14 protein-coding genes are annotated in these 17,104 nt (G+C 74.2%); 4 read left to right on the top strand and 10 right to left on the bottom strand.

Translation table 11 applies throughout. From position 1 onward, the window contains the following. Positions 1-57: 57 nt before the first annotated feature. Positions 58-1,524 (bottom strand): FAD-dependent monooxygenase, encoded by a 1,467-nt coding sequence (locus B1H29_RS00825; protein WP_324611061.1) that lies wholly within the window; start codon positions 1,522-1,524, stop codon positions 58-60. A 186-nt stretch (positions 1,525-1,710) separates the two neighbouring features. On the opposite strand from B1H29_RS00825, the gene B1H29_RS00830 reads away from it, so the two are divergent. Beyond that, the gene (locus tag B1H29_RS00830; RefSeq protein ID WP_055422200.1) at positions 1,711-2,178 is read left to right on the top strand and encodes a nuclear transport factor 2 family protein; all 468 of its coding nucleotides are present in this window, start codon (positions 1,711-1,713) and stop codon (positions 2,176-2,178) included. Between the two features lie 182 nt (positions 2,179-2,360). Here the strand turns inward: B1H29_RS00830 and B1H29_RS00835 are convergent, their stop codons facing one another. The 3 genes from B1H29_RS00835 to B1H29_RS00845 all read right to left on the bottom strand — a co-directional run bounded on the left by B1H29_RS00835 (position 2,361) and on the right by B1H29_RS00845 (position 6,511). Further along, positions 2,361-3,551, bottom strand: a complete 1,191-nt coding sequence (locus B1H29_RS00835; protein WP_244209013.1) for a 4'-phosphopantetheinyl transferase family protein — start codon at positions 3,549-3,551, stop codon at positions 2,361-2,363. Between the two features lie 99 nt (positions 3,552-3,650). Next, complete coding sequence (locus B1H29_RS00840) at positions 3,651-5,465, bottom strand: acyl-CoA dehydrogenase (RefSeq protein ID WP_107095403.1); 1,815 nt, start codon at positions 5,463-5,465, stop codon at positions 3,651-3,653. A gap of 92 nt (positions 5,466-5,557) precedes the next feature. Beyond that, positions 5,558-6,511, bottom strand: a complete 954-nt coding sequence (locus tag B1H29_RS00845; RefSeq protein WP_234393210.1) for an aromatase/cyclase — start codon at positions 6,509-6,511, stop codon at positions 5,558-5,560. A 1,343-nt stretch (positions 6,512-7,854) separates the two neighbouring features. Here B1H29_RS00845 and B1H29_RS00850 point away from each other — a divergent pair. After that, on the top strand, positions 7,855-8,079 hold the full coding sequence (locus B1H29_RS00850) for a DUF6059 family protein (protein WP_055422198.1): 225 nt from the start codon (positions 7,855-7,857) through the stop codon (positions 8,077-8,079). Between the two features lie 88 nt (positions 8,080-8,167). On the opposite strand, the gene B1H29_RS00855 is transcribed toward B1H29_RS00850, so the two are convergent. After that, positions 8,168-8,989 carry an AfsR/SARP family transcriptional regulator gene (locus tag B1H29_RS00855; protein WP_055422197.1) on the bottom strand — a complete coding sequence of 274 codons (822 nt, stop codon included), beginning with the start codon at positions 8,987-8,989 and terminating at the stop codon, positions 8,168-8,170. A 305-nt stretch (positions 8,990-9,294) separates the two neighbouring features. Here B1H29_RS00855 and B1H29_RS00860 point away from each other — a divergent pair, with 305 nt between their 5' ends. After that, positions 9,295-9,675: a hypothetical protein gene (locus B1H29_RS00860; protein ID WP_159027750.1), complete on the top strand. Its 381-nt coding sequence runs from the start codon at positions 9,295-9,297 to the stop codon at positions 9,673-9,675. Positions 9,676-10,289: 614 nt separating this feature from the next. Here the strand turns inward: B1H29_RS00860 and B1H29_RS00865 are convergent. Further along, positions 10,290-10,832 (bottom strand): dihydrofolate reductase family protein, encoded by a 543-nt coding sequence (locus tag B1H29_RS00865; RefSeq protein WP_055422195.1) that lies wholly within the window; start codon positions 10,830-10,832, stop codon positions 10,290-10,292. A gap of 469 nt (positions 10,833-11,301) precedes the next feature. Here B1H29_RS00865 and B1H29_RS00870 point away from each other — a divergent pair, with 469 nt between their 5' ends. Then, positions 11,302-12,192, top strand: coding sequence for a GNAT family N-acetyltransferase (locus B1H29_RS00870; RefSeq protein WP_055422194.1), 891 nt, complete (start codon positions 11,302-11,304; stop codon positions 12,190-12,192). 584 nt (positions 12,193-12,776) lie between these two features. Here the strand turns inward: B1H29_RS00870 and B1H29_RS00875 are convergent. The 4 genes from B1H29_RS00875 to B1H29_RS00895 form a co-directional block, all read right to left on the bottom strand. Then, positions 12,777-13,604: an AfsR/SARP family transcriptional regulator gene (locus tag B1H29_RS00875; protein ID WP_055422193.1), complete on the bottom strand. Its 828-nt coding sequence runs from the start codon at positions 13,602-13,604 to the stop codon at positions 12,777-12,779. 458 nt (positions 13,605-14,062) lie between these two features. After that, positions 14,063-14,680, bottom strand: coding sequence for a ScbR family autoregulator-binding transcription factor (locus tag B1H29_RS00880; protein WP_055422192.1), 618 nt, complete (start codon positions 14,678-14,680; stop codon positions 14,063-14,065). A 13-nt stretch (positions 14,681-14,693) separates the two neighbouring features. Beyond that, entirely contained in the window at positions 14,694-16,286 is a 1,593-nt protein-coding gene (locus B1H29_RS00885; RefSeq protein WP_055422191.1) for an acyl-CoA carboxylase subunit beta, read from the bottom strand. Positions 16,287-16,686: 400 nt separating this feature from the next. Further along, on the bottom strand, positions 16,687-16,905 hold the full coding sequence (locus tag B1H29_RS00895) for an acyl-CoA carboxylase subunit epsilon (RefSeq protein ID WP_055422190.1): 219 nt from the start codon (positions 16,903-16,905) through the stop codon (positions 16,687-16,689). Positions 16,906-17,104 lie beyond the last annotated feature (199 nt).

Genomic DNA, 17,104 nt, shown 5'->3' on the forward strand with positions numbered 1-17,104 from the left:
TCTTCTCGCTTCCTCGAAGTCCTCGGTGGTGGGCGTGCGGCCGGGCCGGGCCCTTGGTCAGCGGGCGGGGCCGAACCAGCGGGCGAGCGCGTCGGTGAGCGGCATGCCCGTGGCGCCGGCGGCGGGGCCGTCCCCCGGGGCGCCCGCCCAGGCGACGTAGCCGTCGGGGCGGACGAGGATGCCGCCCAGGCCCCAGCCGCCGTCGGTGCCCTGCACGGTGACGGTGTCGACCCGGTCGGACCAGCCCCGGCCCGCGGCGCGCAGCTCGGCGCTGCCGGCGAGGTCGAGCAGCAGGCCGCGTCCCGGCTCCAGGAGGCTCAAGACGCTCTGCTTCACGCCGTCGCGGGTGACCTGCTTGTCCTCCAGGCGGCGGCCGAGCAGCGGGTGGCCCTCGCAGCCGACGTCGTGGCGGATGTCGAGCCCGGTGACCATGCCCACCAGGTGGCGCTGCACCTCCTCGTGCCGCACCAGCTCGGTGAACACCTGGCGCAGCGGCCCGGTTTCGTCACCGCCGAGGTAGAGGGTGCGCTGGGCGAGGGTGTTGGCGAGGATGCGGGCGCCGACCGGGTGACGCTCGGCGTGGTAGGTGTCGAGCAGCCCCTGGGGGGCTTGGCCCTTGATGTCGAGGGCGAGCTTCCAGCCGAGGTTGACGGCGTCCTGGATGCCGGCGCTCATGCCCTGGGCGCCGATCGGCAGGTGGATGTGGGCGGCGTCGCCGGCGACGAAGACGCGGCCCTTGCGGTACTGGGCGGCCTGGCGGCTGACGTCGGTGGTGGAGGAGACCCACAGCGGTGTGGCACCGCTGATGTCCTCGCCGGACAGCCGCTGGAACGCCTCGGCGACCTCCTCGAAGGTGATCGGGTCCGGGCTGGTGCGCATCGGCTGCGCGCGGTCGTAGTAGATGACGCGGCTGCGGTCCGGGCCGAGCGGCAGCACCATGACCATGCCGCCGGGCACCGGCTCGCCGCTGAAGCGGGGGCGCAGTTGCACGCCGGTGACGTCGGCGAAGCGCAGTTCGACGGTGGGCGCGGTGCCGGGGAAGTCGATCCCGGCGCTGGTGCGGACGACGCTGCGGGCGCCGTCGCAGCCCACGACGTGGCGGGCACGGAGGGTGCGGGTGCCGTCCGCGGTGGCTGTGCGGACGCCGGCCCCGTCGTCGTCCTGCTCGACGCCGGTGACCTCGACGCCGCGGCGCACCTCGACGCCGTGCTCCGCGATCCAGCCGGCGAGCATGGCCTCGGTCCGCGACTGGGGGATGCCGCGGGCGCCGTACGAACCATTGGGAAGGACCCGGTAGTCGAGCGGCACACCGCCGAAATGACCGAACGGAATGACGTCGACGTCACCGAGCCGGGAAATAAGTCCGCGCTGCGCGAATTCCTCGATCGTGCGCGCGGAGAAGCCGAGGGCGCGAGATTCCCTGATGGGTTCGGCAAGCCGTTCCACGACCAGGGCGGAGACTCCGTTGAGACTCAACTCGCCCGCGAGCATGAGTCCGGTGGGCCCTGCTCCTACTATGATCACGTCCGCGTCAAAGGTATCCATCTGCCCTCTTCCGACTGGTGTTTGATGAGTATCGCCGGACCACGGAGAAACGGTAAAGCGAGTGCGGTACAGGCTTTGCGCAATCCACTACAGAACTCTGCCGGTAATGTCAGATCTCTGGCAGGAATCTGGTCTCGGGGAGGCGGTCGGCGCCATGCTCGGGCGGTGACTTCCAACCCTTTGCCCGCCGTTTCGGCCCCGGTCACCGATTCCGCCGACGCCGCCCTGGTCGCGGAACTCCTGGGCCGCTATCTGGTCACGCTCGACGACGAGGAGCCCGATGACGCATGGGCCCGGAGCCTGTTCACCGAGGACGCGGTCGTCACCTTCCCGGTGAGCCGTCACCAGGGGCGCGCCGGGCTCGCCGAGTGGCACCGTGCCTCGCTGGCGGCGTTCGCGTGCACCCAGCACCTGGGCTCGCCGGCGGTGGTGACCGTCACGGGGGACCGGGCCGTGTTCCGCGCCAACGTGCTGACCACGCACGTCCACCATCCCGGCGGGGACCGGCCGCCGCTGTTCCGCGCGGGCACGCTCGCCTCCGGCGAGGCCCGCAGGACAGCCGCCGGGTGGCGGATGGGCGAGCTGGCGTTCCGGGTCCTGTTCACCGAGGGAGAGCCCCCGAAGCGGGGCTGAACACCAGCCGGGACCGGACACCAGCGGGACCGGACACGAGCAGGACCGAGCGCAAGCGGGACCGAGCGCGAGCGGGACCCGGAGGTGCTCGGGCCCGGAGCGCGCGGGGCCGGAGCGCGCGGGGCCGGAGCGCGCGGGGGCGGGAGGTGCTCGGGGCGGGAGGTGCTCGGGGCCGGAGGTGCTCAGATGTCGACGGCCGGGTCCTGGTCCGCGGGCGGGGTCATCGCCGTGAGCAGCCGCCGGTCCAGCATGGTGCCGACCGAGGTGTCCCCGGCCGGGTCGAGTCCGGCGTCGTGGCACGCCGCGCTGACCAGGTAGCGGCCGAGCACCGGGTGCGTGGCGAACGCCCACTCCTCGCCGAGGGCGGCGGCGCCGTCGGGGGTGCGCAGGCCGCCGAGAGCGAGGCCGAAGCCGAACTCGGTGAAGGCGAGCCGCATGCCCTGCCCGAGCGCCTTGGTGTACGCCTCCTTCAGCGTCCACAGCCGCAGCACGCACGCCGCCTGCTGGTCCGGGGACAGCGCGTCCAGTTCGGCGGCCTCGGCCGGGGTGCACATCCGGTTGCGCATCAGGCCCAGGTCGAAGCGCCGGTCCGCGCACTCGGCGTCCAGGCCGATGCGGCCCACCCGGCTGATCCCCACGGCCATCAGCTCACCGGTGTGCGTCAGGCCCACCTCGATCTGGTCGAGGCCGCGCAGGTAGGGGCGGCCACCGAGCCGGTAGGCGATGTCGATGTCCTCCGGCCCGATGCCGAGCGCGGCCGCCGCGGTGTACTTGACGAGCAGCCGGGACGCGGCGAACCGGCAGCGGACGGCGGGGTCGTGGGTCCCGGCGTAGCGGTTCCAGTCCCCGCCGAGCAGGGGCTTGAGGCGCGGCGTGGTGAGCACCGCGGGGAACCACTCGGTCCAGGTCGCGTACGCCACCGTGACGCCGCGGTCCGCGAGGTCCTCGCGGACCCGCAGCCACGAGCTGTCCGGACGCGGAATGTGCACGGGCGGCGGGACGGCGGAGCCGTGCGTGACGGCGAGGGCGCCCAGGGCGCCCAGGCGCCGCAGGGTGTCGAGGACACCGACGGCGTCGCGGGCGTCGATGTCGTCCGTGACGCGGCCGCCGCCCTTGCGCACGGGTACGGGCACGGGCTCGGGTGCGGGCTCGGGCGCGGGCACGGGCACGGGCTCGGGCACGGGCTCGGGCGCGGGCACGGGTGCGGGCACGGGTGCGGGCACGGGTGCGGGCTCGGGTGCGGGCTCGGGTGCGGGTGCGGGCTCGGGCTCGGGTGCGGGCTCGGGTGCGGGTGCGGGTGCGGGTGCGGGCGCGGGCGCGGGCTCGGGTGCGGGTGCGGGTGCGGGTGCGGGTGCGGGCTCACTGTGGTGCATGGCGTTCGCCTCCTTGCGTCGTCCTGCGGTCCGGGCCGTGTCCCCTGGACGGCCGGTCCGCCCCCGGCCGGGCCGAACCGTTTCTGCCGGGGCCGCGGCTCACGCGAGCCGCATCCCGTAGAGGTCGAAGCTCCGTCCGCTGCGGTAGCGGTCCACGAGCCGGGCCGCGAGGTCCCGCGTGAGGCCGTCGGGCAGGCCGGGGACCTCCAGGCCGAGCCGGCGGCCGAACCGGGTCAGGGCGAGCAGCGCCCAGTCGGGTTCGGCGAGCAGGCCCCCGTCCACAGCGCCGGGATCGGCGTTCTCGCAGACGGCGAGGCAGGAGGCGGCGGCGATCAGCAGGCAGTAGCGGTCGACGAGGACGTAGGCGGCCGGGGCGAGCGCCCCGGCGGCCGGGCGCCCCAGGAGCGTGGCGCACCGCTCGGCGAGCCGGCGCACCTCGGCGGCGAAGGCACGGGCGAGGTCGGCGAGCGCCGCCCACCTGGGGCCGCGTTCGCGCTTGCCGTCGAGCCGGGCGGCGGCGCCGAGCAGCGCGGCGAGCAGTCCGTCGCAGCCGTGGTGCGGGTCGCGGGGCTCGGCGTCCAGCCGCCGGAAGTCGAGGGCGGTGTCCCCGGCGCCGGGGGTGAAGAGCGCGGCGGGCGCTTCGTGTCCGGCCTCGCCGCGCCAGGTGGCGTGGGCGAGGGTGCGCAGGTGGGGGACGAGGACGGCCTGGGTGTCGGCGGTGCCGGCGTGTCCGAGCCCGGCCACCGGCAGGTCGCGCACCAGCTTCTGGAAGCCGCCGTAGGTGGGGCCGCGGTCGTAGCCGCGGGCGCCGAGCACCGCGGCGAGTTCGTCGAGGTCCTCGTGGAGCAGCGCGGACACGGCGTACTTGACGGCCGCGGAGGGGACCAGGGCGTGCTCGGGCGCCAGGTCGAGCAGCCGCAGCCCGGCGACGGCCAGGCTGTCGCAGGCGAGCAGGTCGGCGAAGACCCCGGCGAGCACCCGGCCGCGGCGGCCGTGCGGTTCCAGGCCGCGGCGGGACTCGCCGACGGCCCGGACGGCGTAGCGCAGTGCGCTGTCCATCCCGCCGACCAGGGCGCCGCCGGACACCAGCGCCCGGCTGACCTGGAAGGTGCGCAGGGCCAGGGAGACGCCCTGGCCCACCTGTCCGACGAGGGCGTCGGCGGGCACGGGGCAGTGCGCGAGTTCGAGTCCGGCGTAGTGGGCGCCGCGCATGCCGTGGGTGCGGGCGCGGGGCAGCCGGTGCACGGCGTGCGCGGGGAGCCGGCCGGTCTCGAGCAGGAACACGGAGTGGCTGTCCGGGCCGTCGCCGGGCGCGGTGCGGACGTAGGAGACGAAGGTGTCGGCGCGGTCGGCGTTGATGACGACTTCCTTGCGGCCGTCCACCACATAGCCGCCGCCGGGTGCGGGGCGCGCGGTGTACTCGCCGCGCAGGATCGCGTTGGCGTGCGCGAACTCGCGGTGCAGGATGGTGAGGCGGCCGCCGCCGAGCAGCCGCCGCGCGGTGTCCTGGCGCTGCCGTTCGTCGCCGGCGGTCCACACCGCGGACGCGGCGAACAGGGCGGTCATCCCGGCGCCGAAGCCGAGCGCCACGTCCCGCCGGAAGACCGGCCGCAGCACCTGGGCGAGCCCTTCGACGCCGGTGAGGCGGCCGCCCAGGGCCTTCGGCACGAACTCGGCGGCGAGGCCGAAGCGATGGAGCAGTTCCTCGGTGGCCGCGGGGGCCTCGCGCCGTTCGTCGGCGGCGAGCAGCGCCTGCTGGCCGTGCGGGTTGCCGGCGGCGAAGGGGTCACCGAGCAGGTCCTCGACGTACTGGGCGCGTGCGGACCCGTCACCGGACACCTGGAGGGCGCGGGGGGCGGCGGGCGTTTTTGCGGCCCCGGACGTGCCGGCACCCGCGGTCAGGCTGTGGTTCACGTGGGACCTCCGGCTTCAGCCCGTCCGGCGGGCGCGGACGGGCGCGTTCGGCACATGGGCACGGGGTTTCGGCGGCCGGGCGGCGGCGCGGCTCAGGCTCCGCGGGCCGGTGCGCCGGCGACGTGCTCCCCGGCCAGCCGCAGCGCGAGGCCGCTCTCCCGCACGAGCCGCGAGCGCAGCGCCTGCCGCGCGAGCCGCACCGCGTCCGCGCCGTCGCCGTACCGCTCGCGTACGCCGTCCTCGTCGAGCACCGCGTGGTGTCGCGCGGTGACGGTGACGCCCGTGCCCCAGGCGTTGGGGTCGACCGACCACTCCCCCGTGTGCGCCGCCAGCAGTGCGGGCTGTTCGGTGTCCCGGATGTCCTTGTAGACGATGCGTCCGGCGTGCGGGAAGCCGATCCTGACCGATTCGGTCGTCCGCGCCGTGCCGTCGGGGCCGGCCAGCTCCACGGTCATGAGCTGCACCCCGGGCCCGCGCTCGGTGATGTCGATCCCGGTGGCGCCGGGCACCGCGTCGGGGCGGTCGCCGAACCGGTGCAGGAAGTCGTAGACCGGCTCGACGGGCGCGTCGAGGAGAGCCGTGTCCTCGAAGGACAGGACGAGGTCGTCGAGGCGGCGCCAGCGCTCGGCGAGCCGACGGAGGTTGGTGAGGGCGGCGTGGCTGTTGGCGGTGGTGGCCCGCTTCACCCAGTCGACGTCGGTGCGCGCGTTGCCGTCGACGGAGAAGTCGTTGCGGAGGGTGACCAGGGAGCGCTCGGGGCCCCGCGGCTCGACGGTCCAACTGCCGCCCATGGAGGTCACGGGCCGGGGCAGGACCTCCTGGCGGAAGTCGACGCGGTGTGCCACGGGGTCGAGGACGCGCCGTGTCGTCCAGGACTTGATCTCGCCGTTGGCGGTGACCCACATCCGCAGCCGTTCCGACTCGCCGTCGAACTCGAGCTGTTCGACGTGGACGGTGGGCGGCAGGAAGACGGGCCAGCGCAACGCGTCGGCGATCAGGCCGTAGAGCACCCCGGCCGGTGCGTCCACCTCCGTGTGCTGGGCCATACGGTGCACGGGCGCGAGATACATCCAGCACACCCCTCTCGTCTCAGACGTCGTCCGGAAGGCGGGCGGCAGGCCATGGGAGGCCGCGGCCCGCCGGCCCGTACAGGCTCACCACGGACGGTGTCCTGATCCGGTGGAGAACGGCTCGCCCGTTCCTCGAACGCCGCTCGAATCCGCAGCGGAGTGCGGCGCGCCCGCGCGGAGGGCGAGCGCACTCGACGCCGGCTCGACCCGGGCCCGACCGCCCTGCCCGACCCTGCGGGCCGCCGCGCCGGACACCCGGGGGGCGGATCCGGGCGTACGCGCCACCGCACCCGTGCGTGCGCGCCCGGGCCCGGACCGCCCGGCACGGGCCCGCGCATCGGCACCGGGACCCAGGGGGCGGCGCGAGGCCCTCACCCGGGTGCGCGCCCCGGGCCCGGCCGGCTGTCCGGAAGGGGCCGGGCGGGAGCGGAACCCGGGTGCCGCCCGGTCGCACGACCACTGCGCGCGACTCCGGCGCTCGGACGGCCCAGTGCCGGACACCACGTCGGACGAACAGCCCGGCGCCGGACACCACGACGGACGAACAGCCCGGCGCCGGACACCACGACGGACGAACAGCCCGGCGCCGGACACCACGACGGACGAACAGCCCGGTGGGCGGACACCACGACGGACGAACAGCCCGGTGGGCGGACACCACGACGGACGAACAGCCCGGTGGGCGGACACTGTTGTCGAAACCGGTGCGGGAGGTGCGGCGCGCCGGAGCCGTGCTCGGCCCGGCGCGCCCGCGCCACAGGCCGGCCGGGCAGCTTCGTCAGGGACCCGCTGCTTTCAAAGGGGTCGGCAGCCCGTGGTCGCAGGTACGCGTGGGACGCCGGGCCCCATCCGGGCCGGTGACGCGGCCGAGGAACCGCGCCAGTGGTCCGGGACAGCGACCCGTCCAGGTCCGTCCATGTCCGTCCAGGCGCGGTCCAGCCCGTCCTGGCCCGTCCGGGGCGCGGTGTGCCGACTCGGGGCGCGGCCGGATCCGCCCGCCCGGCCCGCGTCCCGGCGTCGGCCCGCTCGACCCGAGCCCCCGAGCCCCCGAGCCCCCAAACCCTCAAGCCCTCAAGCCCTCAAGCCCCCGGGTGGGTATTGGGCCCCGGGCGTCGCCGCCAGTGCCTCGCCGCGGGCCGCCTGGCGTCGGCCGCCGGCTCGCCCGGTCCGCTCGGCTCAGGCCCCCGGGCCCCCGCGCGCCCCGGGGGTCGGCCGTCAGTCCGCTCGACCCGGGCTCGAGGGGACGTCGGGCGGTTCTCGAGCGAGCCCGCCCAGCCTGGCCGGGACGGGATGCCGATCCGCGGTCCGAAGGAGGCCTGATGACGTTCGCCCGGCGCGTGCGGCGGTTCACCCGTGCCCTGGTGGCCGACGTCTGGCAGTGCCTGGTCGCTGTCGGCGCCGTCCAGCTCGCGGGCGAGACGGCCCGGGCCGACACCCGCCTGGTGGACGCGCCTGCGCCGGGCCATCCCGAACGCCTGCGCCCCGACCTGCCCCTGACCGCGCTGGAGCGCGCCCTGCTGAAGGACATCGGCCCGGCGGGCTGACGGCCGGCGGGCCGGGCCGCGGTGCCAGCCCGCGGTGCCAGGCCGCGGTGCCAGGCCGCGGTGCCAGGCCGCGTGCCAGGCCGCGGTGTCAGGCCGCGTACAGGTCGAAGGTGGAGCTGCGCCGGGGCCCGGACGCCAGGTCCAACTGAGGGTCGACGGCGAGGATCGCCTGGTGCAGTCGCTGCAACTGCGGTGAGGGCTCCACACCCAGCTCGTCGACCAGGCGGCGGCGCAGCCGGTGGTAGACGTCAAGCGCTCCGGCCTGCCGACCGGAGCGGTACAGCGCCACCATGGCCTGCGAGTGCAGTCCCTCGTGCTCGGGGTGCCGGGCGGTCAGGTCCATCAGTTCGGCGGTGACCTCGGCGTGCCGGCCGATCCTGAGGTCGGCGTCGATGCGGCGCTCCCGCGTGACAAGCCGGCTCTCCTCCAGCCGCATCGCCTCTATCTCCAGGACCGGGCCGACGGGTACGTCGACCAGGGCGGGCCCCTGCCACAGGCTCAGCGCCTTGCGGTAGGCGTGGGCGGACCGCTGGTCGTCGCCGTCCTCGAAGGCCTGCTGGCCCTCGAGGACGAGGCGCTCGTACTCGTGGACGTCGACCGCGTCGGCCGGTATCTGCAGCAGGTAGCCGCCGTGCCGGGTGGCGAGCACGTCCTTGGCGGTGCCGGGGGCGCCGGGCCCCATGGCGGTACCGAGCCGGCGCCGCAGCTGGAGTATGTAGGTCTGCAGCGTGGTGAGGGCGCTCTGGGGCAGTTCGGTGCCCCAGATCTCCTCCATCAGCGTGGGCACGGGCATGACTCTGCCCGGGTAGAGGGCGAGCAGGGCCAGGATCTGGCGCGGTTTCCCGGCCGTCGGAACGATCGACATCCCGTTGACGTCGGCACTCAGTGGACCCAGAACACGAATCTTCATGGTTTCCCTCCCTGTACCTCGACGGCTGGACTCGTCTTCCGAGCCGGTGTGCGAATCGGCGCCCGAGGCTCGTCGATATTGCGCCAGGCGGGGGCCCGGTGTCCTTACCCCGCGACGTATGCACGAGGCGTGCCGTATCCCGCCACGACCCCGCTCTCGGAAGTGGTCGAGGAATCTTTGAGCCGTTTTGTTGCGCCGTCGCGTCCCGTTGTTCCTGACAGGTCTGTGACGTGCGGCCGGCCGTTGCGAAATGAATGCCGTCGATCGTCTTTTGCGGCTCGCTCCACCCTGTGGATTTCCGTGCCGTGGGGGGCACCGAAAGTACCGGGCGGGGTGACGGGCAGGTGCCGCCGCCGGGCGCGGACCCGCTGCTGCGGCAGTTGCTGCGGCTCATGGCCGCCCGCTGCGCCGAGCAGGACGGGCCCGTGCCCCTGGCGGGCCGCGACGAGGGGGCGGGTCACGTCCTGGATTCGATCACGGCCATGGAACTCGTCTCCGCCTGGCACCGGCGCGGTATCGAGACCGGTTTCCCGGAACTGATGGCGCCCCCGTTCCTGGCCGCCAGAGGCCGCCGTGCTCCTGCCATCGCGAACGCCGCGCGGTATAAGCTCCAGGGTTCCGGAAAAACGCTGGAGCCGCACTCGAGCCGATCCCGTCATTCACGCGCACCGCGATGGGTGCGATAGCCGGGAATTGAGCCTTCCATTTCCGGGCGGCCGGGTTCGGATCACCGATGGAGCCGTTCATGGAAATCGTCTCGCACGCTTTTCCGGTCCCAGGCCCCAGGTCCCCGGTCCCTGCTCCCCGGTCCTCGGTCGCCGGTCCGGGTCACGGGGGCCGGAGCGGCTGGTGCGTTGACCGCGGACGTCGGCCGGGTGGGGGTGTGGTGATCTCGGTTTCCGGTGATGCGCAATGCCGTTGACCCACTGGAGTCTGCGCAAGCTCGCCGACTGCCTCAGCCCTCCACCGGGTGCAGAGCATCCGCGCCGCCCGGCCCGATGGCGCCCCCCTCTGCGTCATCCCCGACAACTGGTCCGGCAACAAACCGCGACGATCCGCACCTGGTCCGCCCGGCACCAGACCGAGCCGTGCTTCACCCCGGCCCACGCGTCCTGGGCCGACTCCGTCGAACCGCCGCTTCGGGCCGCTGCGCGGCTTCGTCCTGGGCGACAGCGACCCGCCCGACCACCCCGCCCTCGCCCGTGACCTGCACGCCTGCTGACGCTGGCGCAGCCGCCGTCGCCCCGGGCGGTGTCGGCGCGTTCCGGTGCCGGCGGTGTCGGCTCCTGGAGGGCTGCGCCTACTTACGCACGCGGAAGCGGAGCATCGTGACGGCGCCCGACTGGGTGGTGCTGAACGGTTCCAGGTCGATCCTGCCGAGGCTCGGGGGCGAGAAGCGGACACCGTCGCCGAGCAGTACCGGCAGTACATACACCAGGATCTCGTCGACGAGCCCGCGCCGCAGGCACTGGGCGGCCGTGTCAGCACCGAGGATCTCCAGGTTCCTGCCGCCCGCGGCGCTGCGTGCTGTGGCAACGGCTTCCTCGATGTCGCAGGTGAGGAACGTGACGGCGGGGTCCGGCTCGTCGGGAGGCTCGTGGGTGAGGACGAACTGTGCTCCCCCGTCGTAGGCGGTGTCCTGGTCGGCCATCCGCTTGGCGACCTCGTACGTGCCCCGGCCGACGAGCATGGCGCCCGTGGCCGCCATAACCTCCGGGAACGTATCCGCGGTCAGGTACTCGGCGATCCAGTCCATCGCGTGGCCGGGACCGGCGATGAACCCGTCCAGCGACATCGCCCTGTTCACGACCACATTGCCGGTGCCGATGCCCACATCGCTCATGCGTCTTCTCCAAGGATTCTGCAGGCCCGGGGCCGCATCATAGTGCGGCCGGCGGGGCGGGCGGCGATGAGCCGTATGCGTGTCCGCGGTGGCCCGACGCGGACAGCCGGCATCCGGATGTGCTGGTCGCGCAGCGTCAAGAACGTGCCCGGGTACGGCGCACAGCACGGCCTGCGTGACGAGCGTGCCGCCGTCCTTGCGCGCCGGCGGGCTCTTTTTCCCGGGGTGCTCGACCGCGAGAGGCGAGGTGCGTGTCGCAGGCGCGCCGCACCGGCGTCCGGTCCCGGGCCGGCCCGCCCCGGCTGACGTCCAGGACGCCACTGCGGAGGCGGCCAGGTACGCCGCGCCCCCGGAAGGCGGTGTTTCCCCGCCTCGCTCACGGGCCGGCGGCTGAACGGGGGCAGTCGGTCGGGTGGCTGACAGTCGTTGGGTAAAATCCCCGGGCCCGGGCCATCCGGGATCATGAAGCATGCTCCCGGATGACTGGCACCTCACCCAAGACGTCGACGACTTCCTGGCCCGGGCCGGGGACTTCCTGTGCTCGCGCGCCGCGCTGCACAACACGCCGCTGACAGACATCGAGAAGCTGCGCCGACGCAAGGCGGCCGATCCCGGCGCCGAAGCCGCCGCCGTTTTCGGCCGACTGCAGTCACGGGGCGAGGTCCGCGCGATCTTCTGTCTCACTTCCCGCGGACGCCTGGGCCTCACGCCCCTGAGTGCCGAGCAGAGCGATACCCTCGCCGCTCACCTGGCCGGCCTCGGCCACTTTCCCGCCACCGTCATCGCGGACCACGACACCGCCGGTGCCTTCGCCCGGTCCTGGCAGCGGGCCACGGGCGCGGCGCCGGCACTCTTCTGGCGGACGCATCTGTACCGTCTCGGCACGCTCACCCCGCCGCAGCCGCGCCCGCCGGGCCAGGGGCGCCCCGCGGGCGGTGAGGACCGTGCGCACGTGGTGCGCTGGTGCCGTGAGTTCTGCGCCGACGTCGGGGAGCAGTCCTCCATCGACGTGATCGATGCCGGCTCCTGGGAGGAATCGCGTTTCGGCGACCGGCACTTCACGTTCTGGCGGACGCCGGAGGGCACCCCTGTCTCGATGGCGGCCTCGACGCCGGTCGTCGGCGGCATGGTCCGGGTGGACCCCGTCTACACTCCCGCCCGCCTCCGCGGCCGCGGCTACGCGGGAGCCGTGACGGCCGAGGCGAGCAGGGCCGCGCTGGCCGCGGGGGCGACGGGCGTCGTCCTGTTCACGGACCCGGACAACCCCACCAGCAACGCCCTCTACCAGCGCCTGGGATACGTCCGTGTCGCCGGCTTCGCCGGGTACCGGTTCTCCCGCGGCGCGCCCGAGGCCGGGTGAGGGGCGTGATCGTGCGCGACCACACCTGCCGCATACCGGCGGGGCCGCCGCGCAGCGGCCGACGCGAGCGGTGGCGCGCCTGCTGCCCGGGGTCCGCCGGCCGGGCGGGGCCCGTCCTGCCCGCCGTGCTCGTCCCGGTCACCGGTGGCGAAGTCCGTCGCCCCGGACCGCGAGGCCGGCACCGTCCCGGTCGAGGCCGGCCAGGCCTGCGGCCGCCTGCCGCACCGGGACGCGCGCGGTGCGGGTCGCGCGGCTGCCGCCGCCCCGGCACGGCCGGCCGGCCGGGTGAAGGCGTAGCGGCCGGGAAAGCCGATGCGGTGGTACCGGAACGGGGGCAGCCGGGCGGGCAGGCCGCCGGCGGCGAGCTGCGCAGAGGGCCTCACGGCCGCTTGGCACCTGCGCGGGCATCCCGGGTACACGAGCCCGCCCGCCCCCGGGCCGGGGGCACGGCCGGCACGGCCCGGCGGCCGGCCGCGGGCGCGGGGCCGGCCGCGGACGCGGGGCCGGGCGCGGTCCCGGCAGCCGGGCGCGGACGCGGGCGCGGCGGCCGGGCGCGGACGCGGCGGCCGGGCGCGGGGGCGGGGTCAGCCCACCCGGGCCACGGTCCGGCCGGTGGCCTCCGGGCTGCGGGTCCCGGCGGTCTCCGGGGCGGCCGTCAGGATGGAGCGCTGCAGCCGGCTCATCATCGCCGACGGCTCCAGGCCCAGCTCGCGTACGAGGGTGGTGCGCAGCCGCTGGTAGACGCTGAGCGCCTCGCCGCGCCGGCCGGAGCGGTGCAGGGCCACCATGAACTGGCCGTGCAGGCTCTCGTGCATCTGGTGCCGGTTGACGAGGACGGTCAGTTCGGACAGCAGCTCGCGGTGGCGGCCGAGCCGCAGATCGGCCTCGATGCGCTGGTCCAGCGCGCACAGCCGGGTCTCCTCCAGGCGCTTGACCTCGAGGCCGATGCGGCTGCCGGCGGTCACGTCGGCGAGCGCGGAGCCGGTCCACAGCGACAGCGCCTCCCGCAGCCGCCGTGCGGCGCTGGTGAAGTCCTCGGCGTCCATGGCCCGGTAGCCCGCTCCGGCCTGCTGCTCGAACTCACGGAAATCGACCCGGCCGCCCCGGGTGTCCAGGCGGTAGCCGCCGGGGAGGGTGACCAGGATGTCCTTGGCGGTGACGTCTTCCTCGCCGGACTTGGCCAGCGCCTCGCCGATGAGCTCCCGCAACTGGAGCACGTAGGTCTGCAGGGTGGTGCGTGCACTGCGCGGCGGCTCGTCGTCCCACAACTCCTCGATCAGGGAAGAGACCTGGACCACGCGGTCGGCCTGCAGCGCGAGCAGTGCCAGCACCTGCCGCGGCTTCGGGGCCGTCGGTGTGATCGAGGTGCCGTGCTCGCGTACTGACAGGGCGCCCAGAACTTCGATGTCCACTGTCTTTTCCCCCTTTTTGTTCCATGCCGGGTTGCATACGGATCCCTACCGCGAGGGCCGTCGCTGGTGCGCCTGGACGGCGCTCGACGACTCCGGCTAGAACACGATTAAAAAAACAGCACAGTCGGTTTGTCAATGGGGAGGAGATGTGCAGACTCGCACGCGTTGCCCCGCCGCTGGTGGCGGCCTCGTCCGGACGAGGGCGGCGGGAGGCCCGGAACCCCGGCGGATGGGCGCCGTTGACCCCCGGGCGGCCGGGGTGCGGGTGCGGCGGCGGGCCGGCGCACGGAGCGGGGCGGCGTGCGGGGAGCCGTGCGGCCGGGCGCCGCCGTGGTGCCCGCACGCTCAAGTAGGTGGAGACAAAAAGGATAATCAACCCGCTTATCAGACCGCGTGGTCTGTTATGCTCTCCCTTCGGGCCGTCTCCCCTCTGCGGGTGCCGGTGTGGCCTGTCGTCCTCACCGGGGGCGGCTGCCGGCCGCCACGAGACCGCCGAGGGCGGAGGCCTCGGCCAGCCGCGGCAGCAGCAGTTGCCAGAACCTGGTGACCGTCTGGTGCGAGAGCCATTGCGGGTCCTGCGGGCCCAGCACCTCGAAGCCGGTGGTCGCCGCCACCACGGAGGCCGCCGCGTCCTCGGGCGTGACCTGGTTGAGCACGCCCTCGCCGGCGGCGCGCTTCAGCGCCCCCTCGACCCACCGGTGCCACTGGCGGTACAGGCCGGGCCCCCTTCGGCGGACCTGGTCCCGGCTCAGCTCGAACCCGGCGCGCAGCACCACGTCCTCGGTGAGCCGGCGGGCCAGCTCGTGCGAGGTGTCCACCAGCATCTGCAGGGCGTTGCCGGCCGCGCCCTCCGGGGCCGTGACGATGCGCTCCAGCCGCTGCGCCGCGGCCTCTTCCACCGAGTCGGCCAGAGCCGCCTTGCTCGCGAAGTGGAAGTGGAGCGCGCCGTTGCTCACTCCGGCCAGCGAGCTGATCGCCGTGAGAGAGGCCACGCTGAAGCCGTCGCGGTCGAAGACCGTGGCGGCCGACTTGATCAGCGCCTCGCGGGTACGCCGCGCTCGCTCCTGTTTGACCATGGGGAATGCTCCGTTACTGCGGCGGGTTGCCGTGCTTGCGGGAGGGCAGGTCGGCGTTCTTGGCCTGGAGCATCGCCAGGGATCTGACGAGCACCTCGCGGGTCTCGGCGGGGTCGATGACGTCGTCGACCAGACCGCGCTCGGCCGCGTAGTAGGGGTGCATCAGCTCGGCCCTGTACTCCTTGACCATGCGCGCCCGCATGGCTTCGGGGTCCTCGGCGTCGGCGATCTGACGGCGGAAGACGACGTCGGCCGCGCCCTCGGCGCCCATCACGGCGATCTCGTTGGCGGGCCAGGCGTAGGTGAGGTCGGCGCCGATGGACTGGCTGTCCATGACGATGTAGGCGCCCCCGTACGCCTTGCGCAGGACGAGCGAGATCCGGGGCACGCTCGCGTTGCAGTAGGCGTAGAGCAGCTTGGCGCCGTGGCGGATGATCCCGCCGTGCTCCTGGTCCACACCCGGCAGGAACCCGGGTACGTCCAGGAGGGTGATGAGCGCGATGTTGAAGGCGTCGCACATCTGGACGAACCGTGCGGCCTTCTCGCTGGCCCCGATGTCCAGGACACCGGCCAGGACCTGCGGCTGGTTGGCGACGATGCCGACGACCTGGCCGTCCAGCCGGGCCAGGGCGCAGATGATGTTGCGCGCCCAGCGCTCGTGGACCTCCAGGTACTCGCCGTCGTCGACGAGTTCCTCGACGACCCTGGCCATGTCGTAGGGGCGGCTGCCGTCCGCCGGCACCAGGTCCGCCAGCACCTTCGAACGGCGGGTGTGCGGATCGGCACACCGCACGCGCGGCGGGAACTGCCGGTTGTTCGGCGGGAGGAGGGACAGGAGGTAGCGGACCTCGGCGAGGCAGGTCTCCTCGTCGTCGTAGGCGAAGTGGCAGACGCCGGACGTCTCGGCGTGCACGCCGGCGCCGCCGAGGCCGTTGTGGGTGACCTCCTCGCCGGTGACGGCCCTGACCACGTCCGGGCCGGTGATGAACATCTGCGAGGTGTCGCGGACCATGAACACGAAGTCCGTGAGGGCGGGACTGTAGGCGGCGCCGCCCGCGCACGGGCCGAGCATCACGCTGATCTGCGGGATGACCCCGGACGCCCGGGTGTTGCGCTGGAAGATGCCGCCGTACCCGGCCAGCGCGCAGACACCCTCCTGGATCCGCGCGCCGGCACCGTCGTTGAGGGAGACCAGCGGCGCACCCGCCGCGATGGCCATATCCATGATCTTGTGGATCTTCGCGGCGTGGGCCTCGCCCAGCGCCCCGCCGAAGATCCGGAAGTCGTGCGCGTAGACGAAGACCGTACGGCCCTCCACCGTGCCCCAGCCGGTGACGACACCGTCGGTGTACGGCCTTTTGGCCTCCAGGCCGAACCCGGTGGCCCGGTGCCGGCGCAGCTGCCCGACCTCACAAAAGGACTCCGGGTCCAACAGCAGCCCGATACGCTCCCGCGCCGTCAGCTTGCCCCTGGCATGCTGCGCCGCCGTCGCCTCCCCACCCGGCCCGGCCAGCGCCCGCGCCCGGATCCCGCGCAGTTCGGCCACGCACCCGCGGCCGCCCGACAGACGCGCGGACACCTGAGCGACGTCATTGAGGACTGTCACGCTGCCTCCTCCCTCCTGAACGCGGCCGGCACGGAACCCCAGGCTAACAAACCGTCTATGCGGTTTATAAGGGGGTTGTGTGGCCCACGCATGAAAAAGCCCTGGTAAGTGCCGCCCGCCCGGCCACCGCCCGGGCGGCCGGCGGCCCGGTAGCCGGTGACCCGGTAGCCGGTAGCCGGTAGCCGGTGGCCGGTAGCCGGCCGGCCGTTGGGCGGTGGCCGGTTGGCCGGTGGCCGGCCGACCGTTGGGCGGTGGCCGGTTGGCCGGTGGCCCGGTAGCCGGTGGCCGGCCGACCGTTGGGCGGTGGCCCGGTAGCCGGTAGCCAGTTGGGCGGTTGCCGGTGGCCCGGTGGCCGGTGGCCGGCCGACCGTTGGGCGGTGGCCGGTTGGGCGGTGGGGCGTTACCGCCAGCAGTACGGCGAGCGGTAGGCCGAGCCGGTCCGGTCCGCCCGCCGCCACGGCGCAGGCGCAGGGGCGGGGGCGGGGGGCTCCGGTGCGCCGTCCGCCGCCCGCCCGGCCACAACCGAGCACAGCACGACGGTCAGCGCGGCCAGTTCGTCCGCGTCGGCCCGGCCGCGTTCTATGCGCAACGCGGGCCCCATGACGCCGGGTTCACCCATGTCGGCTCCTCTCCACCCCGGCCACCGTGCGGCACCGCACTACAAAGGCGCCTCAGCACCGCTCGAGAAACGCTCGGGCGGTCGGCCGGAGGCGGCACAGCGGCCCTGCGGCGGCCCCGTCAGCCATGAGCTGGACAAACACCGGAGAAGGGACCGGCCCGGCAGAACTCTCCCGTCCCGCCCCCAGGACGCCCCGGGA

The organism is Streptomyces pactum, from assembly GCF_002005225.1.
Taxonomy (GTDB): Bacteria; Actinomycetota; Actinomycetes; order Streptomycetales; family Streptomycetaceae; genus Streptomyces; species Streptomyces pactum_A.